20 protein-coding genes are annotated in these 18521 nt (G+C 65.3%); 9 read left to right on the top strand and 11 right to left on the bottom strand.

Annotated features, from left to right (window positions below; translation table 11 throughout):
- Positions 1-852, top strand: a complete 852-nt coding sequence (locus AABA84_RS31070) for an amidohydrolase family protein (RefSeq protein WP_212244045.1) — start codon at positions 1-3, stop codon at positions 850-852.
- A gap of 76 nt (positions 853-928) precedes the next feature.
- On the opposite strand, the gene AABA84_RS31065 is transcribed toward AABA84_RS31070, so the two are convergent.
- Entirely contained in the window at positions 929-2158 is a 1230-nt protein-coding gene (locus tag AABA84_RS31065; protein WP_212244047.1) for an ABC transporter substrate-binding protein, read from the bottom strand.
- Between the two features lie 115 nt (positions 2159-2273).
- Positions 2274-3200 (bottom strand): class I SAM-dependent DNA methyltransferase, encoded by a 927-nt coding sequence (locus AABA84_RS31060; RefSeq protein WP_212244049.1) that lies wholly within the window; start codon positions 3198-3200, stop codon positions 2274-2276.
- Between the two features lie 63 nt (positions 3201-3263).
- Here AABA84_RS31060 and AABA84_RS31055 point away from each other — a divergent pair, with 63 nt between their 5' ends.
- The 5 genes from AABA84_RS31055 to AABA84_RS31035 all read left to right on the top strand — a co-directional run bounded on the left by AABA84_RS31055 (position 3264) and on the right by AABA84_RS31035 (position 8665).
- On the top strand, positions 3264-4301 hold the full coding sequence (locus AABA84_RS31055) for a ligase-associated DNA damage response exonuclease (RefSeq protein ID WP_338314044.1): 1038 nt from the start codon (positions 3264-3266) through the stop codon (positions 4299-4301).
- Positions 4298-6172 (top strand): ATP-dependent DNA ligase, encoded by a 1875-nt coding sequence (locus AABA84_RS31050; RefSeq protein ID WP_212244051.1) that lies wholly within the window; start codon positions 4298-4300, stop codon positions 6170-6172. The genes AABA84_RS31055 and AABA84_RS31050 overlap by 4 nt, the downstream gene beginning before the upstream one ends.
- Before the next feature lie 103 nt (positions 6173-6275).
- On the top strand, positions 6276-6581 hold the full coding sequence (locus AABA84_RS31045; protein ID WP_018320831.1) for a DUF6460 domain-containing protein: 306 nt from the start codon (positions 6276-6278) through the stop codon (positions 6579-6581).
- Between the two features lie 21 nt (positions 6582-6602).
- Positions 6603-7337 carry an MBL fold metallo-hydrolase gene (locus tag AABA84_RS31040; RefSeq protein WP_338314027.1) on the top strand — a complete coding sequence of 245 codons (735 nt, stop codon included), beginning with the start codon at positions 6603-6605 and terminating at the stop codon, positions 7335-7337.
- 2 nt (positions 7338-7339) lie between these two features.
- Positions 7340-8665, top strand: coding sequence for an MATE family efflux transporter (locus tag AABA84_RS31035; protein WP_212244055.1), 1326 nt, complete (start codon positions 7340-7342; stop codon positions 8663-8665).
- A 168-nt stretch (positions 8666-8833) separates the two neighbouring features.
- Here AABA84_RS31035 and AABA84_RS31030 read toward each other — a convergent pair whose 3' ends face one another.
- Positions 8834-9931 carry a quinone-dependent dihydroorotate dehydrogenase gene (locus AABA84_RS31030; RefSeq protein ID WP_018320828.1) on the bottom strand — a complete coding sequence of 366 codons (1098 nt, stop codon included), beginning with the start codon at positions 9929-9931 and terminating at the stop codon, positions 8834-8836.
- Positions 9928-10272: a DUF952 domain-containing protein gene (locus tag AABA84_RS31025; protein WP_338314026.1), complete on the bottom strand. Its 345-nt coding sequence runs from the start codon at positions 10270-10272 to the stop codon at positions 9928-9930. The genes AABA84_RS31030 and AABA84_RS31025 overlap by 4 nt, the downstream gene beginning before the upstream one ends.
- A gap of 319 nt (positions 10273-10591) precedes the next feature.
- On the opposite strand from AABA84_RS31025, the gene AABA84_RS31020 reads away from it, so the two are divergent.
- On the top strand, positions 10592-11242 hold the full coding sequence (locus AABA84_RS31020; protein ID WP_212244057.1) for a S24 family peptidase: 651 nt from the start codon (positions 10592-10594) through the stop codon (positions 11240-11242).
- 12 nt (positions 11243-11254) lie between these two features.
- Here AABA84_RS31020 and AABA84_RS31015 read toward each other — a convergent pair whose 3' ends face one another.
- Genes AABA84_RS31015 through AABA84_RS31005 form a run of 3 tightly spaced genes read right to left on the bottom strand, consistent with a single transcriptional unit; the run spans position 11255 to position 12959 of the window.
- Entirely contained in the window at positions 11255-11959 is a 705-nt protein-coding gene (locus AABA84_RS31015) for an aquaporin (protein ID WP_445083430.1), read from the bottom strand.
- A gap of 7 nt (positions 11960-11966) precedes the next feature.
- The gene (locus AABA84_RS31010; RefSeq protein ID WP_338314025.1) at positions 11967-12458 is read right to left on the bottom strand and encodes a DUF3237 domain-containing protein; all 492 of its coding nucleotides are present in this window, start codon (positions 12456-12458) and stop codon (positions 11967-11969) included.
- A gap of 42 nt (positions 12459-12500) precedes the next feature.
- Positions 12501-12959, bottom strand: a complete 459-nt coding sequence (locus AABA84_RS31005) for an ester cyclase (protein WP_212244059.1) — start codon at positions 12957-12959, stop codon at positions 12501-12503.
- A 94-nt stretch (positions 12960-13053) separates the two neighbouring features.
- Between AABA84_RS31005 and AABA84_RS31000 the strand changes: the two genes are divergently transcribed.
- Together AABA84_RS31000 and AABA84_RS30995 are read left to right on the top strand one after the other, a co-directional pair.
- Entirely contained in the window at positions 13054-13665 is a 612-nt protein-coding gene (locus tag AABA84_RS31000; protein ID WP_212244060.1) for a TetR/AcrR family transcriptional regulator, read from the top strand.
- 107 nt (positions 13666-13772) lie between these two features.
- The gene (locus tag AABA84_RS30995) at positions 13773-14525 is read left to right on the top strand and encodes a carbonic anhydrase (RefSeq protein WP_338314024.1); all 753 of its coding nucleotides are present in this window, start codon (positions 13773-13775) and stop codon (positions 14523-14525) included.
- Positions 14526-14702: 177 nt separating this feature from the next.
- Here AABA84_RS30995 and AABA84_RS30990 read toward each other — a convergent pair whose 3' ends face one another.
- The 4 genes from AABA84_RS30990 to AABA84_RS30975 all read right to left on the bottom strand — a co-directional run bounded on the left by AABA84_RS30990 (position 14703) and on the right by AABA84_RS30975 (position 18454).
- Positions 14703-16346, bottom strand: a complete 1644-nt coding sequence (locus AABA84_RS30990) for a lysine--tRNA ligase (protein ID WP_338305898.1) — start codon at positions 16344-16346, stop codon at positions 14703-14705.
- 187 nt (positions 16347-16533) lie between these two features.
- Positions 16534-17490, bottom strand: a complete 957-nt coding sequence (locus AABA84_RS30985) for a transporter substrate-binding domain-containing protein (protein WP_212244137.1) — start codon at positions 17488-17490, stop codon at positions 16534-16536.
- A 154-nt stretch (positions 17491-17644) separates the two neighbouring features.
- The gene (locus AABA84_RS30980) at positions 17645-18235 is read right to left on the bottom strand and encodes an SCO family protein (protein WP_212244063.1); all 591 of its coding nucleotides are present in this window, start codon (positions 18233-18235) and stop codon (positions 17645-17647) included.
- 24 nt (positions 18236-18259) lie between these two features.
- Complete coding sequence (locus AABA84_RS30975) at positions 18260-18454, bottom strand: hypothetical protein (protein WP_028140870.1); 195 nt, start codon at positions 18452-18454, stop codon at positions 18260-18262.
- Positions 18455-18521 lie beyond the last annotated feature (67 nt).

Raw genomic sequence — 18521 nt, 5'->3', positions numbered from 1 at the left:
ATGATCATCGACGCCCATCAGCATTTCTGGGACCCGGCGCGCGCGGACTATCCCTGGATGGCAGCGGACGAGCTGACGCCGATCCGCCGCGCCTTCGGTCCCGCCGACCTCGCGCCGCTTCTGAAAGCGAACCGCATCGATGCCAGCATCGTGGTGCAATGCCGCTCCTCTCTCGAGGAGACCGAGGAGTTCCTGCGGATAGCGCACGAAAATCCCTTCGTCGTCGGCGTGGTCGGCTGGGCTGACCTGACGGATGGTACGCTCGGCGAAGCGCTCGATCGGCTTCGCGCTTCACCCGGCGGCGGCAAGCTGGTCGGAATTCGCCACCAGGTCCACGATGAAGCCGATCCCGATTGGCTGCTGCGCGAGGACGTCCAGCGCGGCCTCACCGCTGTTTTCGCCCGAGATCTCGCCTACGATTTCCTCGTCCGCACCCGCGAGCTGCCCGCCGCCATCGCAACCGCGCAGGCCTTTCCGCACGCGCGGTTCGTGCTCGACCACGCGGCTAAGCCGCCAATCGCCGATGGTGGCAGCGACGAGTGGGCCGATCGCATCAAGGCGCTCGGGGCTTGCGGCAATGTCTGGTGCAAGATCTCAGGGTTGGCGACGGAGGCGGTCTGGAATGATTGGGATGCGGAACGCCTGTTTCCGTTCGTAGCGCACGCCGCGAGGTGTTTCGGCGAAGACAGGCTGATCTTCGGCTCGGACTGGCCGGTGTGCCTGCTCGCGGGAAGCTACGGCGAGATCAAGAGCGCGCTGGAGGCCTGCCTGGCAAAGCTTGGCCCGCAGCCGCGGGACAAGGCATTCGGTGTGAATGCGACGCGGGCGTATCGGTTGGCTGTCGCAAGTTAGCGCCTGAGCGCGCTCTTGCTTCCTGCCTCTCCTGACAAAGCAGGAGAGGGGAAGCAGCAGCGGCGTCGCCCCTTGTCTACTCGGACATCGGCTTGTCGGAGATGTCCCAGTCCTTGCCGGTGAAGGTGGAGATGAAGAGCGTCTTCATCGGCGTGTAGTCCTCGGGCGTGTAGCTGTAGGTGACGCCGTCGAGGAAGTAGGGCGAGTGGAATCCCTTGAGATTCGAGGCCTGCTTCAGCACGTTGGCGCGGGTGAGGTCGTCGCCGCAGCGGCGCAGGATCTCGCCCATGGTCACGGCCTGGCCGTAGCCGGCGAAGGCGATGGTGTTGTCGGGGTCGATGGCCGGGGTGTACTTCTTGCGCAATTCCTCGAACGCCATCACGTCGGGGTCCTTCTCCCATTTGGGCAGGCCGACCTCCTTGTTGTAGCGGATGGCGACGATGCCGGTGGCGTTCTCGAGGCCCGCGGCACTGAGGATCGAGCGGCCGGTCGAGCCGGCGGACAGAAGCTGCAGCGGCTTCCAGCCGAGCTCGGCGACTTTGCGGATCGACTGCGACGAGGCCTTGCCGGTCGAGATGTTGTAGAAGACGTCGGCGCCCGACTTCGAGAGGTTGATGAGCTGGGAATCGACGGTCGGCTCGGTGAGATCGTAGGTCTGCTCCATGATCACCTTTGCGGTGCCGCCGGCGTCTTCCAAAACCTTCTTGAAGGGACCGAGGAAGTCGCGACCGAAGTCGTCGTTCTGGTAGAGGATGCCGATCTTGGCGTTCGGCTTCACGCTGACGACGTGGCGCGCAAGGATGCGCGCCTCGGTCGGATAAAGCGGCAGGCCCGCCATCGTCCATTTGAACTCTTTCGGATTGTTCCACTTCGATGCGCCGGTGTTGAGCAGCAGCTGCGGCACGCCCTTGGAGTTCAGATATTTGTGCACGGCGGTCTGCGGCGCGGTGCCGAGCGAGCCGTACAGCGCGAGCACCTCCTCCTGCTCGACCAGGCGCCGCGTCGCCTCGACGCATTTCGGCGCGCTATAGGCATCGTCCATGGTGAGAAACTTGACTTTGCGTCCGTTGATGCCGCCCTTCTCGTTCAGCATCTGGAAATAGGCTTCGCCGATGCGGCCCAATACGCCATAGAGCGAGCCGGGGCCGGAATGCGGCACGGTCTGCCCGATCTTGATCTCGGTGTCGCTGGCGCCCGCATCGTATTTCTTCTCCGCGGCCCAGACGTAAGGGGCGGGCAAGGTGGATGCGGCGATGGTGGCGAGCGCGGCGGCGCTGAAATCGCGCCGCGATGGATTCTTCGTCATTATTTGTTTCTCCCTGGCATGCGCATTGTGCTGGGAACGCAGCACGGCTCGCAAGTGGGAAGTCACGGCTTTGCGACGCAATGACGCTCAAATCACGGGGCGCTAGCGCCTAGACTCAAGTTTTCTCGGCCACGATCACGAGACCGCTCACCGGCTCGTTATTCTCAATGCGCGGCGAGGCCGGCTCCAGCGTCAGCAGCTTGAGCCCGGCCTTGGCGATGGCACCGCGCACATATTCCGCCGAATGGGCATAACGCAGGCCTTCGCCGAGCACGATGCCGTTGCCATCGTGCGTCTCCAGCGTGAAGGCGAGCACGCCGCCGGATACGAGCACGCGTCTGGCTTCGCTGAGGACCGGTGCGAGATCGGAGAGGTAGACGAACGCATCCGCGGCGACGACGAGGTTCGCGCATCCATCGGCCTTGCTCCGCAGCCCTTCGATCATGTCGGCGACTTCGAGCTCGGCGTAGAGGTTGGTGGCGCGCGCCTCCCTGATCATGCCGGCCGACAGATCGATGCCGATGAAATGGTCGACCTGTTTGGCGAAGGCGGCGGCCGCAAGCCCGGTGCCGCAGCCGAGATCGATGGCGCGCTTGAACAGCGCGGGCTTCCTGGCGGCGACGCGCGCGGCCAGCACCGCCTTGAAGATCAGCGATGGGGCGCGATAGCCGAGGTCGTTGATCAGCGTGTGCTCGAAGCGCGGCGCATATTGATCGAACAGGGCCTGCACATAAGCCTTGGGCATTTCGGCGAGTTGCGCGTCGCCAAGCCGCATCAGATGCAGGGCGGCGCCGTGCTGGTCATCGGGGTCGGCCCGCCTCGCTTCGCGAAACGCCGCAATCGCCTTGTCGCGCTCGCCAAGCTGGGCACGGATTTCGCCGAGCGTGAACCAGGCGGAGGTGAAGTTCGGCGCGAGCTCGATCGCCTGCTCGATGAGGTCGGCGGCGGCGGGCAGGTCGCCCTTGAGCTGGAGATCGCGCGCGAACTCGAAGCGGCGGTCGGCCATGAGATCGCCGGAGGTCAGGAACAGGCGGAGGGGCATCGGGAACCAGGGAACGAAGCGGTGATGAGTAGAAGATGCGATGACGCAACCTATATAGCAGGCATGCGTCCGCAAGACATCCTGCTGCCAGTTGCTGCCGGCCTGTGCTGCAAGCCCGGCGGCTTCCATATCGACCCCGTCCGCCCTGTCGAGCGGGCCGTGATCACCCACGGCCATTCCGACCATGCCCGCGCCGGCCATGGTGCGGTGCTGGCGACGCAGGAAACGCTGGACATGATGCGGCTGCGTTACGGCGAGAATTTTGCCGGATCGACGCAAGCCATCAGCTATGGCGAGGAGATCCGGCTCGGCGATGTCCGCGTGAAATTCCACCCGGCCGGCCATGTGCTGGGATCGGCGCAGATCGCGGTGACCTGCAAGGACACCTGCATCGTCGCCTCCGGCGACTACAAGGACGCGCCCGACCCGACCTGCACGCCGTTCGAGCTGGTGCAATGCGACGTCTTCATCACCGAGGCGACGTTCGGGCTGCCGGTATTCCGGCATGGCGATGCGAGCGACGAGGTCAAGAAGCTGCTCGCCTCCGTCGCGCTGTTTCCCGAGCGCGCGCATCTGGTCGGCGCCTATTCGCTCGGCAAGGCCCAGCGCGTGATCAAGCTGCTGCGGCAGGCTGGCTATGACGCACCGATCTTTCTGCATGGCGCGATGGAGAAGATCACGGAGTACTATCAAAGCCGCGGCATCGCGCTGGGCGAGCTCAGGCCGGTGAAGGGCGTGAAGAAGGCGGTGCTTGCCGGCACCATCACGCTGGCCCCGCCGTCGGCCACGTCAGATCTCTGGACGCGGCGCTTTCCTGATCCCGTCACCGCGTTCGCGTCGGGCTGGATGCGCGTGCGCGCCCGGGCGCGGCAGCGTGGCATCGAGCTGCCGCTGGTGATCTCCGACCATGCCGATTGGGACGGTCTCACCGCCACCATCGCCGCGACCGGTGCCGGCGAGATCTGGGTCACGCACGGCCAGGAAGATGCGCTGGTGCATTGGTGCCGGAGCAAAGGCCTCAAAGCGCAGCCGCTCGATCTCGTCGGCTATGGCGACGAGGAGGAGAGCGAGGCGCCGGCCACCGACGAGGCCGAGGCATGAACCGCTTCGCCGAATTGCTGGACCGTCTCGCCTACGAGCCCGGCCGCAACAACAAGCTGCGGCTGCTCACCGGCTATTTCCGCGAGGTCGGAGACCCCGACCGCGGCTATGCGCTGGCCGCGCTCACCGGCGCGCTCAGCTTCAAGCATGCCAAGCCCGCCCTGATCCGCGATCTCATTGCGGCGCGTACCGATCCGGTGCTGTTCGGGTTGAGTTACGATTACGTCGGCGATCTCTCGGAGACGGTGGCGCTGATGTGGCCGAAGACGCGAGACAATGCGCAGTCTTTTCCGGGCCACCCCTCTCCCCAACCCTCCCCCGCAAGGGGGGAGGGAGCGCAGCGGAGTGGGGCGCTGTCAGCGAGCACAATATCTCTTGGCGATTCCCAAAGTGAGGGACGCACGAGCCTCACCGTTCCCTCCCCCCTTGCGGGGGAGGGGCAGGGAGGGGGGTACCCCGGGCGAGATGCTGATGAGTCCCCTCACGCCCGCAACCACAACAATCCACCGCCGCCGACCCTCACCGAAGTCGTCACCACGCTTCGCACCCTCGGCAAGACCGAACTGCCGAAACAGCTCGAGCGCTGGCTCGACGAGCTCGACGAGACCGGCCGCTGGGCGCTGCTGAAGCTCGTCACCGGGGCGCTGCGCATCGGCATCTCTGCGCGCCTCGCCAAGACCGCCGCGGCCGCGCTCGGCGACAAGGACCCGCACGAGGTCGAGCTGATCTGGCCGGGGCTCAGCCCGCCCTATCTCGACCTGTTCGCCTGGCTGGAGGGCCGCGGCGAAAAGCCGGTCAACCGCGATCCCGCGCCGTTCCGCCCGGTGATGCTGGCGCATGCGATCGAGGACAGCGATTTCGCGGCGCTCGATCCCGCCGACTACATCGCCGAGTGGAAATGGGACGGCATCCGCGTGCAGGCGGTGGCAGGGCGCGACGAGCGCGGCCACGTCACGGCGCGGCTCTATTCGCGCACCGGTGAGGACATCACCGGGAGCTTTCCCGATCTCGTGCCGTCGCTGCGCCTGCCCGGCGCGATCGACGGCGAGCTTCTGATCCTGCGTGAGGGCCGTGTGCAGAGTTTCAACGTCCTGCAGCAGCGGCTCAACCGCAAGGTCGTCTCGCCCAAGCTGATCAAGGAGTTTCCGATCCACCTTCGCGCCTACGATCTGCTCGGCGACGACGAGAACGATTTGCGCGAGCTGCCATTCGCGGAGCGGCGCGAGCGGCTGGAGGCGTTCATCGGGAAGCTCGACGATCCCCGCATCGATCTGTCGCCCACGGTTTCCTTCACAAGCTGGGACGCGCTCACCGCCGCACGCGCCGATCCCGCGAGTGCCGGTGCCGGCGAAGACGCGGACGCCGTCGAAGGCGTGATGCTGAAGCGGCGCGATGCGCCTTATCTGCCGGGCCGGCCGAAGGGCCAGTGGTGGAAGTGGAAACGCGATCCGCACATCATCGACGCCGTGCTGATGTATGCGCAGCGCGGTCACGGCAAGCGCTCGTCCTTTTATTCCGACTACACGTTCGGCGTCTGGACCGCGGGCGAGGGCGGCGACGAACTGGTGCCGGTCGGCAAGGCCTATTTCGGCTTCACCGATGAAGAGCTGCTGCAGATCGACCGCTTCGTCCGGCGCAACACCACGGAAAAGTTCGGCCCCGTCCGTCATGTCGTACACGAGGGCGACAAGGGGCTGGTGCTGGAGGTGGCGTTCGAGGGCCTGCAGCGCTCGCCGCGCCACAAATCCGGCGTCGCCATGCGCTTCCCCCGCATCAGCCGCCTGCGCTGGGACAAGCCTCCGCGGGAGGCCGATCGGCTGGAGACGCTGGAGCGGATGCTGAAGGCGGAGGCGGCGGAGATCGAGGTCTGAGGCGCCCGAATTAAACTCCCGTAACCCGATTGAAGCCTCGTTGCGGGTTCCCCATCTGCCTCGCCGTGCCCTATAATGGGTCGAATCCCCTGAGGAGTTTGAGATGGTCCAAGACGTCAGAGATTTGCCGGCCGGCCGCAACGACGGGCTGAACCGCTTTCTCGGCGGCTCGCCGCTGGCGGTCGCGTTTCGCCTGGTCCTGCTCTCGATCCTGGTCGGTGTCGTGCTGGCCGCGATCGGCTTCGATCCCTGGAACATCCTCACCAGCATCCGCCTGTTGTTCCAGCGTCTCTGGGATCTCGGCTTCGACACCATCAATTGGCTGTGGCGCTACTTCCTGCTCGGCGCAGTCATCGTGATCCCGATCTGGCTGCTCTCGCGCGTGTTCGGCACGCCGCGCGGCCGGTGAGATTTTGAGGGTCCGCAGCCGATGCAATTGCGCTTTGTCGGCTGCGGCGATGCTTTCGGCTCCGGCGGCAGGCTCAACACCTGCTTCCACGTCTCGGGGCGCGAGGCCAACTTCCTGATCGACTGCGGCGCGTCGGCTCTGCCGGCGCTGAAGCGGCTCGAGATCGACCGTGACGAGATCGATCTCATTCTGATCACGCATTTCCACGGTGATCATTTTGCCGGGTTGCCGTTTGTCCTGCTCGACGCGCAATTCTCGCGGCGGACGCGGCCGCTCACGATCGCCGGCCCGCAAGGTATCGAGAGGCGGCTGCGTGAGATGATGGAGGCGCTGTTCGAGCACTCCTCGAAGACACAGCAGCGCTTCGAGCTAAATGTCGTCGAGCTCTCGCCCGAGCAAAGCCGGACTTTCGGCCCCGTGACGGTGACGCCCTATCCGGTCGTGCACGGCGAATCCGGTGGCCCCTTCCTTGCTTACCGCGTCGAGGCCGAGGGCCGCACGCTCGCCTACAGCGCCGATACCGAATGGACGGAGACGCTCATTCCGCTGGCGCATGGCGCGGACCTTTTCATCGCCGAGGCCTATACGTACGAGAAGGTGGTGAAGAACCATCTCAGCCTGAAGACCTTGGAACAGCATCTGCCGGCGATCGGCGCCAAGCGGCTCGTCCTCACCCATATGAGCGACGACATGCTGTCGCGCCTCGAAGCTCTGCCCCATATGGCGGCCGAGGACGGCATGGTCGTCGTGTTCTGACCATGCACGCGCCCGTCCATCCCAAAGTCGGCACACGTGAAGTGTTCGCCATCGCCGGTCCGGCGATGGTCGCGAACCTGACCACGCCGCTGATCGGCATCGTCTCGACCACGGCGATCGGCCGTCTCGACGATGCCGCGCTGCTCGGCGGCGTCGCGATGGCCTCGGTGATCTTCGACTGCCTGTTCTGGCTGTTCGGCTTCCTGCGGATGAGCACGCTCGCCTTCACCGCGCAATCGCTGGGCGCGGGTGACACGCGCGAGCCGACCGCGATCCTGGCGCGCGGCTTCATCGTTGCGGGCCTGATCGGCGCCGCGCTGATCGTGCTGCAACTGCCGCTGGCCGCAGTGCTGTTCGACCTCATGGGGGGCAGCGAGGGTGTGACGCAGGCCGCGAAGACTTACTTCAAGGTCCGGATCTGGTCGTCGCCGTTCGCGCTCGCCAATTACGTCATCCTCGGCTGGCTGATCGGCCAGGCCCGCGCCAATTCGGCCTTGATGCTTCAGGTCGTCATCAACCTCGTCAACATGGCGGCGACGATCCTGCTGGTTCTGGTCTACGACACCGGCATCGCCGGTGCCGCGATCGCCGCGCTGTTGTCGGAAGCGGTCGGGTTCGCCCTCGGCTTGATCGTCTGCCGCCATTATGCCGATGGCGGCTTCGCCGTGCCGTACGCGACGCTGCTCGACCGGCAGAAGCTGTTGCGGATGCTGGCGGTGAACACCGACATCCTGATCCGCACCGCGGCGCTGATCGCCGTGTTCCTGTTCTTCACCGCCAAGGGCGCGCAGGCCGGCGACGTCACGCTGGCCGCCAACTCCGTGCTCAACAATTTCCTGCTGGTCAGCGCTTTCTTCCTCGACGGTCTCGCCAACGCAGCGCAGCAGCTCTGCGGCCGCGCTGTTGGCGCGCGCGATGCAAAGGGCTTTGCGGATTCGACCCGGCTGGTGCTGCTATGGGGCCTCGGCTTCGCGCTGGTGGTGTCGGGACTGTTCGCGCTGTTTGGGCCGCATTTGATCGATTTCATGACGGCGAGTGACGACGTCCGCCGTGCAGCGCGCGAATTCCTGCCGTTCGTCGTGCTCGCGCCGATCCCCGGGGTATTCGCCTTCGGCTTCGACGGCATCTATATCGGCGCGACCTGGGCGCGCGAGATGCGCAATCTGATGTTGGCTTCGCTGCTGATCTTCCTCGCCGCCTGGTGGGCGCTGCAATCGCTCGGCAATGCCGGACTGTGGTGCGCGCTGATGGCCTCCTACCTCTCGCGTGGCGGCTTGCAGGCCGCACGCTACCCGGCGCAGTTCAGGGCGACGTTCTCGAAATCATAGCTCTCGTGTCCCGGACGCGCTGCAGCGTGAAACGCTGCTGCGCAGAGCCGGGACCCATTCCTCCTCGAACTCGCCGTCACATGGGCCCCGGCTCTGCAGCGCACCGCACCGGACGATGCTTCGCATCGCCGGGAGAGCGCTGCGCTGCGTCCGGGGCACGAGAGCGCCTTACATCCCCGGCCAGTCTTCCGCGGTGAGGGTCGCTGCATCCGCGCCGACGATCTCGGACAGGGAATCCCGCCCGGTGCGAAGCAGCGTCGAGGTGAGGTCGCGCTTGATCTCGTCGACGAGGCCGAGGCCCTTGTAGATCAGCGACGAATAGAGCTGGATCAGGCTCGCACCGGCGCGGATCTTCGTCAGCGCGGCACCGCCCGAATCCACGCCGCCGACGCCGATCAGCGGGAATGCGCCCTCGACGCGCACATAGGTCTCCGCGACCATGCGGGTCGACAGGCGGAACAGTGGCCGGCCGGACAGGCCGCCTTGCTCCTTGGCGCGCATCTCCTCCCGCAGCGTGCTCGGCCGCGCGATCGTCGTGTTCGACACGATCATGCCATCGACCCGGCGCGAGCGCGCCACCTGCACGACGTCGTCGAGTTGGGCGAGGCTCAGATCCGGCGCGATCTTGAGCAGCACCGGCGTGTCGCCGGCCTTCTGGCGCACCCGCTCGCGCGCGTCGATCACCCTGGCGAGGAGATCGTCGAGCAGGGCGCCTTCCTGCAAATTGCGCAGGCCCGGCGTGTTCGGCGAGGAGACGTTGACGGTGAAATAGCTCGCGACCGGGGCAAAGGTCTCGATCAGCTTGACGTAATCGGCGACGCGGTCCGGCGAATCCTTGTTGGCGCCGACATTGACGCCGACGATGCCGCCATGCTGCGCGCGCGCGGCCAGCCGGCGCAAGGCGACGTCGGCGCCGTCATTGTTGAACCCCATGCGGTTGATGACGGCCTCGTCGCGCTCCAAACGAAACAGCCGCGGCCGCGGATTGCCGCTTTGCGGCCTCGGCGTCACCGAGCCGATCTCGACGAAGCCGAAGCCGAGCCGCAGCAATGCATCCGGCACCTCGGCGCTCTTGTCGAAGCCCGCGGCCATGCCGATCGGGTTGGGAAAGTTGAGCCCGAAGGCGCGCATCGCGAGCTTGGGATCGTCAGCGCGCGGCTTGACCGGCGGCAGGAAGCGCAGGCCCTGGATCGCGAGGCGATGGGCGTCTTCCGGATCGAGCCAGCGCAGCACCGGCAGCGAAAAGGCGTCGAAAGCGCGGATCACGGCAACAGCTCCGGAGTGTCGTGGCCGCCGTCGGAGCGGATGTTGAGGTTCATCACCGACAGCACCGCGCCGAGGTCGAGCTCGCCGTAGAGATGTGGAAACAGCTCGTCATTGCGCGAGCGCTCCCAGCGCAATTCGCTGCCGAGCGCGTTGCCATCGACCTCCACCAGGAACAGCGCGCGCTGCCCGACATAATGCTTGCGCAAGGTCTCGGGAACCTGCGAGGCGGTCGAGAAATGGATGAAGCCGTCGCGCGCATCGTCCGCGCTGCCGAGATAGACGCCCTGCCGTTCCGCCTCGCGCCAGGCCGAGGCCGGACAGATTTTGTAGATCTTGACCACCGCTTGCGCAGCCCTGTTTGCTCTTTGAGTCAGCTCTTTGAGTTTCTTGGGTTTTTTCGCCGCGTGCGGGTCCCCGAAACCCGGGCGCGACCGTAAAGGCCGCCCCTTCCGAACTCAAGGCTTAGAGCCTATTCCGTTCCGATGAAATCGGAACGGGGCTCCAAACTGCTGTTTTGGCGCGTTTTCTTGCGGCGTTTTCTTGGGGCGAGCCGATATCCACTTCGCTTGAAGGCGCTCGCTCTGCCGCCTCTTGCGCCAAAAACGGAAAACCGGTTGATTTGAGGACAGTTTTCCTGGGTTGCGACGGGCTGGACCTTGCATGGTCAGGCAGGCCAAAGCGCAGAGGATACTAACGCACGACCAGATCTGGGTGGCCCTGGATCGGCTGGCGGCGCGCGCCGGTCTGTCGCCGTCCGGCCTCGCCAAGCGCGCCGGGCTCGATCCCACCACTTTCAACAGGTCCAAGCGCGTCACCTCCGACGGCCGCGAGCGCTGGCCCTCGACCGAATCGATCGCAAAGGCGCTGGCCGCGGCCGACGCCTCGATCGAGAGCTTTGCGCGGCTGATCGACGACGAGGCCGGCGACGGCCGCTCGGTACCGCTGCTCGGCTTCGCGCTGGCCGGCGCGAGCGGCGCTTTCGATGAGGCCGGCTTTCCATCCGGCAAGGGCTGGACCGAAATCGCGCTGCCCACCGAGGACAGCCATACCTTTGCGCTGGAGATTTCCGGCGATGCGCTGCTACCTGCCTATCGCGACGGCGACCTCATCCTGGTCTCGCCCGGCGCGCCGATCCGCAAAGGCGATCGCGTGGTGGTGAAGACCAGGGCGGGCGAGGTGATGGTCGCGACGCTGGGGCGTCGCACCGCGAAGGCGCTGGAGCTTCAGCCGCTCGATGCGTCGCAGGCCGGACGCACGATGGCGGCGAGCGATTTGGCGTGGGTGGCGCGCATCATGTGGGCGAGCCAGTGACCTCGCTCTTCGTCAGCGCAAGTTCGGCACCAGCCAGCGAAACAACACCACGGCCGCCAGAGCGCCCAGCGTTTCCGCGACAAGGAAGCCGGGTACGTCGATCGGGCGAATTCCGGAGAACGTATCGGTGAATGCGCGCGCCAGGGCGACGGCGGGATTGGCAAAATCCGTGGCCGTGAACCAGAAGCCGGCTCCAATATAGGCGGCGACCGCGCCCGCAAGAGCGGACGGCCGCATGCGCGAGCAGGTCCACACCATTCCGATCAGGCCGAATGTGACCAGGAATTCGCTCAGCCATTGCGAGGGACCGCTACGAAGATGGGATGACAGCGAGTAGGGCGGCATGTCGAACATCGCGTCAGCGATGGCAACACCAGCGACGGCGCCGACCAGCTGGGCTGGCACGTAGAATACGGCGACGCGCGGCGCGATGTCGCCGCGAAACGCCAGCACCAGCGAGACGAGCGGATTGAAATGGGCGCCCGACAACGGCGCGAGCCAGACGACCAGGGCGTAGAGTGCGGCACCTGTCGAGAGCGCATTGGCGAGCAAGGCCAGCGCGACATTGCCTGCCGCAAGCCTCTCGCCGAGAATACCAGAGCCCACGATCGCGATCAGCAGATAGGCGGTGCCCAGTCCCTCTGCGACCAGCGACCGCGCCAGCGAGGGTCTGTCATTGCGGTCGCCGGCACGACGCAGCTCGCTCAACGCGTCCACGGAAGTCTCACAGCACTTCGAAGATCTTGTAGGCGACGGCGCCCTCGACGAGATAACCCTTGCCGACACAGACGATGTCATTGACCCAGGCATAGGTCTGCGAGCCGGTTTCGAACATTGGATTGGTGCGGAAGTAATATCCGACGGGATCGACCTTGGTGCGCCGCGCAGGGTCCGCCATCTCGGCGCGCAAGCCCTGCGGCGTCACCCAGCGGCCGCCATAGGTCATGTAGATCAGTTCGCCGTCATGGGTCCGCAGCGACAGCCGCACATCGAGGGTCATGGTGCCGTCGGCGCGGAATAACGCCCAGTCCCCGCCGCCCCGCATTACCTCGCCGCGCAAGCGGGGGCCTTCGAAGGAGCCCTTGGCCGCCCCGAACAGCACGCGCTGCCCGATCGGCCCGGCGCCGAAATTGATGCGCGGATCGAGGTCGACGACGATGTCGAAGAGAAGCCTGGTCGCGAGGTCGCCGACGGGCTTGATGCGGGGATCGGCCATGGTCTGACGCTCCTGTTTCGTGGATGGTGTTGCGTCGGCGAGCTACGCTGCCTGCGTGGCTTCGCCGAACAGCTTGCGCCTGACCACGTCGGTCGAAACGCCGGATTGGGCGCAGAGCTCGGAGAGATCGAAGACGAAGCGCTCATGCGCGATCTTGTCGTCGCGAAAGGCGAAGGCGATGAACACGGGCAACTCCGCACGGCGCCCGTTGGGCTCGGCCCCGAAGCGATCCCCCGTCATCGTCATCCGCGCGGTGCCCCAGCAGACCAGCGTGTCAGCGGAATTGGCGTGGCCGTCGAGGGTGACGTGATAGTCCGGGAAGGACTTGAAGAAGCGCGTCAGGATGCGCTGGTTTTCGGCGAGGCCTTGCGCCCTGGTGCCAAAGGCCGGCGTCTCCAGCACCATGTCGGGATGCAGAACCTCCAGCGCCGCTGGGATGTCCTGCCGGCTCTTCGCGATTGCCAGCCTTTCCGCCAGCTCGAACATGCGCTTGCCGTCCATGGCCCTGCCTCATAACATTCTTCATGTCTAATACATACATCATGTATGTTATATACGGTTTGATACCGACGCGTCAAGCGTTAGGTTGCGCGCGATGCGGGCGAAGGATCCTCCGAGAAGTCGTCGGGAAGAGTACAGCGAGGCCACCAGGCAGGCGCTGCTCGATGCTGGACGCGAGGCGTTTGCCGCCAATGGATTTCAGGCGGCGGGCATGGAGGCGATCTCGCGGGCGGCGCGGGTCACGCGCGGCGCGTTCTACCATCACTTCGAGGACAAGAAGGCGCTGTTTGACGCCGTCGTAGTCGCCATGCAGCGCGACGCGGCCGCCAGAATCGAGGCCGCGGCGCGCAACGAGCGCAAGATCTGGGATCGTCTCAGCGCCGGCATCGACGCCTATCTCGACGCCTGCGAAGAGCCGGACTACGCGCGCATCGTCATCCAGGAAGCGCAAGCCGTGCTCGGCGAGCCGCGCTATCGCGAGATCGAGGAGACCTATCCGACCGCGCTCCTGATCGCGACCCTGCGGGCCTTGAAGCGCGATGGCGAGTTGCACGCGGACGATGTCGATCTGCTCAGCCGGATGATCGACGCCATGATCTGCAAGATCGGATTGCTGCTGCCCCACGCCGACGATTCCAGGAAGCTGCGCAGAAACGGACAGAAGATCGTCGCCGCCGTGCTGGAGACCTTTCGCCAGAAGGTCTGAATCCGCTCCCGGCCCGCGATCGCCTGCATCGCCATTGCGACTCACCGCCGCTCTCGCATAGGTTGCGGCCGAGATTGCCAATCCAATTCATCTTAGGGGGGAATATGATGAATCGCCGTCACGCATTGAAGGCTCTGGCGGGTCTTGCGCTTTGTCCGCTCTGCAAGCCGGCCTTCGCCGCCGAAGGCGCGCATTGGAGCTATGAGGGCGTCGGCGGCCCGGCCAAATGGGGCGATCTCGATGCGGCCAACAAGGCCTGCGCGGTCGGCCTGCAGCAATCGCCGATCGACATCGAGGGGACGATCAAGTCGCAATTGCCGGTTCTGAAGCTGAACTGGGGCAAGAGCGCCGACACCATCGTCAACAACGGACACACGATCCAGCTCAACTTCGCCGAAGGCAGCACGTTGATGCTCGGCGACGTCAAGTACAAGCTGCTCCAGGTGCACTTCCACCGGCCGAGCGAGCACATGATCGGCGGCAAGAATTTTCCGATGGAGGCGCATTTCGTCCATCGCAACGAAGCCGGCGGCCTCGCCGTGGTCGGCGTGCTGATGGCCGAGGGCAGGCCGAACCCGGCCTTCGGCAAGATCGTCAAGACCATGCCGGCGGCGGAAGGCCCCCCGGTGAAAGCGGATGCGGGCATCGACCCTCACGCCATGCTGCCACCGAGGCTCAGCTACTTCCGCTATCCCGGCTCGCTGACGACGCCGCCCTGTTCGGAAGTGGTCGAATGGCTGCTGCTGACCACCCCGATTCAGGTGTCGGCCGCCGACGTCGCCGCGTTCGCAAAGCTCTATCCGATGAACGCGCGCCCGGTGCAGAAGGATAACAGGCGCTACGTATTGCGCTCGGCCTGAGCGAACGCTCCAATGAACGCTGTCGTCCCGGCGAACGCCGGGACCCATACCGAGTGATCTCTCGGAGAGTGGCGGTCTTCGTACCAACGCAGGCGCAACTACGAATCTTCGCCCAACTTCTCCCTGTGGTTATGGGTCCCCGCTTTCGCGGGGACGACGATGGAGAAAGTCGTGGCCTCACGCGCTCCGCGCCAGCGCGCCGTCTATCATGTTGACTGCGTTCTGCACGCCGTACACCGCGACGAAGGAGCCGAAGCGCGGGCCCTTCTCCTGGCCGAGCAGTACTTGATAGAGCATGTTGAACCAGTCCAGCGTGACGCCGGGACGGCCGTCCTTGCCCTTCTTGACCTGATCGAGGAAGGGCTCGCGGCGGCCGATCTCGTAGACCACGTTCTGGATGTCCTCGGCTGATGCGTCCTGCGCAAGCTGTGACAGCGCATCGCGCAGATCCTGCAGTGCGCTGCGCTCGGTGTCCGTCGGCACCCGGAACTGCTTCGTCGGCGCGACGAAGTCGCGGTAGTAATTGATGGCGTAGCCGACCATCGCATCGAGCTTCGGATGCGTCTGGGGCGAGACGCCCGGACGATAACGGCCAATGAAGCCCCACAGCGTCTCGGCATTCTCCGCGTTCGACGACGACACCAGCGTCAGCAGGAGCTGGAAGGTGACGGGCATGTCGCCCTGCGGCGGCTTGCCATTGTGGATGTGCCAGACCGGATTGCCGAGCTGCTGCTTGTCATCCTGCCGGGCAAAGCCGTCGATGAACTGCTGATAGTCGTCGACGTTGCGCGGGATGACGTCGAAATACAGCCGCTTGGCCGCCTTGGGCTCGCGATACATGAACAGCGACAGCGATTCCGGTGAGGCGTAGCGCAGCCATTCGTCGATAGTGAGGCCGTTGCCCTTCGACTTCGAGATCTTCTGGCCCTGCTCGTCGAGGAAGAGCTCGTAGTTGAAGCCTTCGGGCGGCGTGCCGCCGAGCGCCTTGGCGATTGCACCGGAGAGCTTCACCGAATCGATCAAATCCTTGCCAGCCATCTCGTAGTCGACGCCGAGCGCGACCCAGCGCATCGCCCAGTCGGCCTTCCACTGGCACTTGACGTTGCCGCCAGTCACCGGCGTCTCGACCTCCTGGTTGGTGTCGGGGTCGACATAGGTCACCGTGCCGGCGGCGACGTCGCGGCGGATCATCGGCACCTGCAGCACGACACCGGTGGTCTTGCTGATCGGCAGGAACGGCGAGTAGGTCGCGCGGCGATCGGGACCGAGCGTCGGCAGGATGATCGCCATCACCTTGTCGTAGGCCGCTAACATCTTGAGCAGCGTCGCGTCGAAGCGGCCCGAGGTGTAGTAATCGGTCGAGCTTGCGAATTCGTAGTCGAAGCCGAAATGATCCAGAAACGCGCGCAGGCGTGCGTTGTTGTGCGCACCGAACGAAGGGTACTCGTTGGAGAACGGATCCGGCACCCGCGTCAGTGGCTTGCCGAGATGCGCGGCCAGCATCTCCTTGTTGGGGACGTTGTCGGGCACCTTCCGAAATCCGTCCATGTCGTCGGAGAACGCCAGCAGGCGCGTCTTGACCTTGTTCTCGGTCAGCACGTGGAAGGCATGGCGCACCATCGAGGTGCGCGCGACCTCGCCGAACGTGCCGATATGCGGCAGGCCTGACGGTCCGTAGCCGGTCTCGAACAGCACCTCGTCCTTCGGGCTCTTCTTCAGCCGCGCGACGATGGCCTTGGCCTGCTCGAACGGCCAGGCGTTGGATTGTTCGGCGAGCGCACGAAGATCGCTCGGGCTCATGTTGGGATCGATAACGGACATTCAGAAGGGCCTCCGGGCCGCGGAAAATAGCGATTTCCCGGCAGAATGCAATTTTGTGGGGCGGTGTTGCCGCCTTCGTCGTCATTGCGAGCGGAGCGAAGCAATCCAGAATCTTTCCACGGAAACAGTCTGGATTGCTTCGTCGCAAGGGCTTCTCGCAATGACGGCGGAGGGAGCAGCGACCAGGTCAGAACGGGCTCACCGAGAAATACCGCAGCCACAGATCGGTGTAGCGGCCTTTTTCCCAGACGCGGAACAGGGCCCAGTTCAGGGCCTGGCGCAGCACGTCGTTGCCCTTGCGCACGGCGATGCCGATGCCTTCGCCGAAGAAACGGCTCTCGACGAAGGGACCGCCGGAGAAGGCGCAGCAATCGCCGGAATCGGTGCCGTTGATCCAGAACGCCAGCGAGATGGCGTCGCCGAAGATGAAATCGACCTCGCCCTTGCGCAACGCGGCGCGCATCGCGTCGTCGTTGGGATAGGGGTGCAACTCGGCGTCGGTGAACATCGCCTTGAGGTAGGCCTCGTGCGCGGAGCCGGCGATGACGCCGACCTTCTTGCCCTCGAGATATTCCGGGCGGATCTCCGGCATCACCGCGTCCTTGCGCGAGGCGAAGCGCGCCGGCACGCGGTAATAGGGATCGGTGAAGTCGACCCGGGCGCGCAGCTGCGGGCTCACCGCCATCGAGGCGATGATGGCATCGCCGCGGTTGGAGGAGAGCGCGTCGACCAGCGTCTCGAAGCGGCGCATCTGCACGGTGCAGGTGACCTTGATCTCCTCGCACAGGCTGCGTGCGAGATCGACGTTGAAGCCGGCCGGGTTGCCGTCGGCGCCAGTGAAATTGAAGGGCGGATAGTCGGTCTCGGTCAGGAAGCGGATCACGGTCAGACGCGACAGGTCCGGCCGCTCCGGTCGCCGCCGCGGGTCCCAGAAGCCGGGTACGGCCTGCGGGGCGGCCTGCACCGCCCGAGGCGCGGTTTGTGGCGTCCCCTGTTGTGTTCCTTGGGGCGCCGCTGGAGGCTGCTGGGCCGGGGCCTGCGCCTCGGCGCCGGGAAGGCCTGCGAGCAGGCAGGCGCCGACGGCTAGCCCCGCCAGCAAGCTACGGGCAGATTTGGACGATTTCGCCTGTTGCGATGGAGCCATCGGCCGGAAATGAACGAATTTCATTGGGATCGGAGGGCGTTATAGACCATCCCGGCGGGAACGCGAGTGCGGAATGCGGCCAGGGTGAAGGTCTGCTCCCTCCCCCGCAAGCGGGCGAGGTGCATCGCGCACGAGGCGCGATTGATCCGCCGAACTAGAGATACTTCTTCAAATCCGCCGCCGCCTCGTCCGGCGTCCGCTTCAGGTTGAACGGCGACACGAAGCGGCCGTCGCGATCCATCAGATAGATCAGCGCGGTGTGGTCCATGGTGTAGTCGCCGTCCTTGGTTGGGACCTTCTTGGCGTAGACCCGGTAGGAGGTGATGACCTTGGCCGTCTCGGCGGGATCGCCGGACAGACCTTCGAGATGCGGATCGAAACTCGACAGATACTCCTTCATGGTCGCCGGCGTATCGCGCTCGGGATCGACCGAGATGAAGACGGCATTGACCTTGTCGGCATCCTTGCCCAGCGCGCGCAGCACTTCCGAGATCTCGAACAGCGAGGTCGGGCAGACGTCGGGGCAATGGGTGTAGCCGAAGAAGATCAGGGTCGGCTTGCCCTTCAGGCTCTTGTCGGTGATGGCCTTGCCGTTCTGGTCGGTCAGCTGGAACGGGCCGCCGATCGCGGCCGGCTGCGCCACCTTGCTGACCCCGCCCATGGCCCAGAACATGATCAGGAGGCCGATAACGAGGCTTGCGGCGAAGGCGGTCGCGATCACCAGCGGACGGGCGGCGGAACTCATGAGCGGAAAACTTCCTGTCGTGGATCAGAAGCAGGCGGCGAAACCGGTCCTGATCATCTCGAAGAACATCTGCGTGCCGTAGTGGAACCACAGGGCCAGCGCGCCGAGCACCAGCAATCCGCCGATCCCCGCGCCCGCCAACAGGAGCACGAACGGCGTTCGGCCGGCAGTGGGCGAATTGTCCTGTAACGGATGCGAGGGGTGCAGTGGTTGAGCCATGACAACGATCGGGGGCGAAGGCCCCGGTTCCCAGCCCTCAGATAAGCTTTAGCCCGCCTGCGGGCAA

It is taken from the genome of Bradyrhizobium sp. TM239 (genome assembly GCF_036247985.1).
Lineage (GTDB): Bacteria > Pseudomonadota > Alphaproteobacteria > Rhizobiales > Xanthobacteraceae > Bradyrhizobium > Bradyrhizobium ottawaense.
This window is presented reverse-complemented; position numbering and strand designations above follow the sequence as displayed.

Excerpts from the sequence above, each read along its gene's own strand:
- AABA84_RS31070 (WP_212244045.1), top strand. The coding sequence starts at position 1 with ATGATCATCGACGCCCATCAGCATTTCTGGGACCCGGCGCGCGCGGAC.
- AABA84_RS31065 (WP_212244047.1), bottom strand. The coding sequence starts at position 2,158 with ATGACGAAGAATCCATCGCGGCGCGATTTCAGCGCCGCCGCGCTCGCC.
- AABA84_RS31060 (WP_212244049.1), bottom strand. The coding sequence starts at position 3,200 with ATGCCCCTCCGCCTGTTCCTGACCTCCGGCGATCTCATGGCCGACCGC.
- AABA84_RS31055 (WP_338314044.1), top strand. The coding sequence starts at position 3,264 with ATGCGTCCGCAAGACATCCTGCTGCCAGTTGCTGCCGGCCTGTGCTGC.
- AABA84_RS31050 (WP_212244051.1), top strand. The coding sequence starts at position 4,298 with ATGAACCGCTTCGCCGAATTGCTGGACCGTCTCGCCTACGAGCCCGGC.
- AABA84_RS31045 (WP_018320831.1), top strand. The coding sequence starts at position 6,276 with ATGGTCCAAGACGTCAGAGATTTGCCGGCCGGCCGCAACGACGGGCTG.
- AABA84_RS31040 (WP_338314027.1), top strand. The coding sequence starts at position 6,603 with ATGCAATTGCGCTTTGTCGGCTGCGGCGATGCTTTCGGCTCCGGCGGC.
- AABA84_RS31035 (WP_212244055.1), top strand. The coding sequence starts at position 7,340 with ATGCACGCGCCCGTCCATCCCAAAGTCGGCACACGTGAAGTGTTCGCC.
- AABA84_RS31020 (WP_212244057.1), top strand. The coding sequence starts at position 10,592 with ATGGTCAGGCAGGCCAAAGCGCAGAGGATACTAACGCACGACCAGATC.
- AABA84_RS31010 (WP_338314025.1), bottom strand. The coding sequence starts at position 12,458 with ATGGCCGATCCCCGCATCAAGCCCGTCGGCGACCTCGCGACCAGGCTT.
- AABA84_RS31005 (WP_212244059.1), bottom strand. The coding sequence starts at position 12,959 with ATGGACGGCAAGCGCATGTTCGAGCTGGCGGAAAGGCTGGCAATCGCG.
- AABA84_RS31000 (WP_212244060.1), top strand. The coding sequence starts at position 13,054 with ATGCGGGCGAAGGATCCTCCGAGAAGTCGTCGGGAAGAGTACAGCGAG.
- AABA84_RS30995 (WP_338314024.1), top strand. The coding sequence starts at position 13,773 with ATGAATCGCCGTCACGCATTGAAGGCTCTGGCGGGTCTTGCGCTTTGT.
- AABA84_RS30990 (WP_338305898.1), bottom strand. The coding sequence starts at position 16,346 with ATGTCCGTTATCGATCCCAACATGAGCCCGAGCGATCTTCGTGCGCTC.
- AABA84_RS30985 (WP_212244137.1), bottom strand. The coding sequence starts at position 17,490 with ATGGCTCCATCGCAACAGGCGAAATCGTCCAAATCTGCCCGTAGCTTG.
- AABA84_RS30980 (WP_212244063.1), bottom strand. The coding sequence starts at position 18,235 with ATGAGTTCCGCCGCCCGTCCGCTGGTGATCGCGACCGCCTTCGCCGCA.
- AABA84_RS30975 (WP_028140870.1), bottom strand. The coding sequence starts at position 18,454 with ATGGCTCAACCACTGCACCCCTCGCATCCGTTACAGGACAATTCGCCC.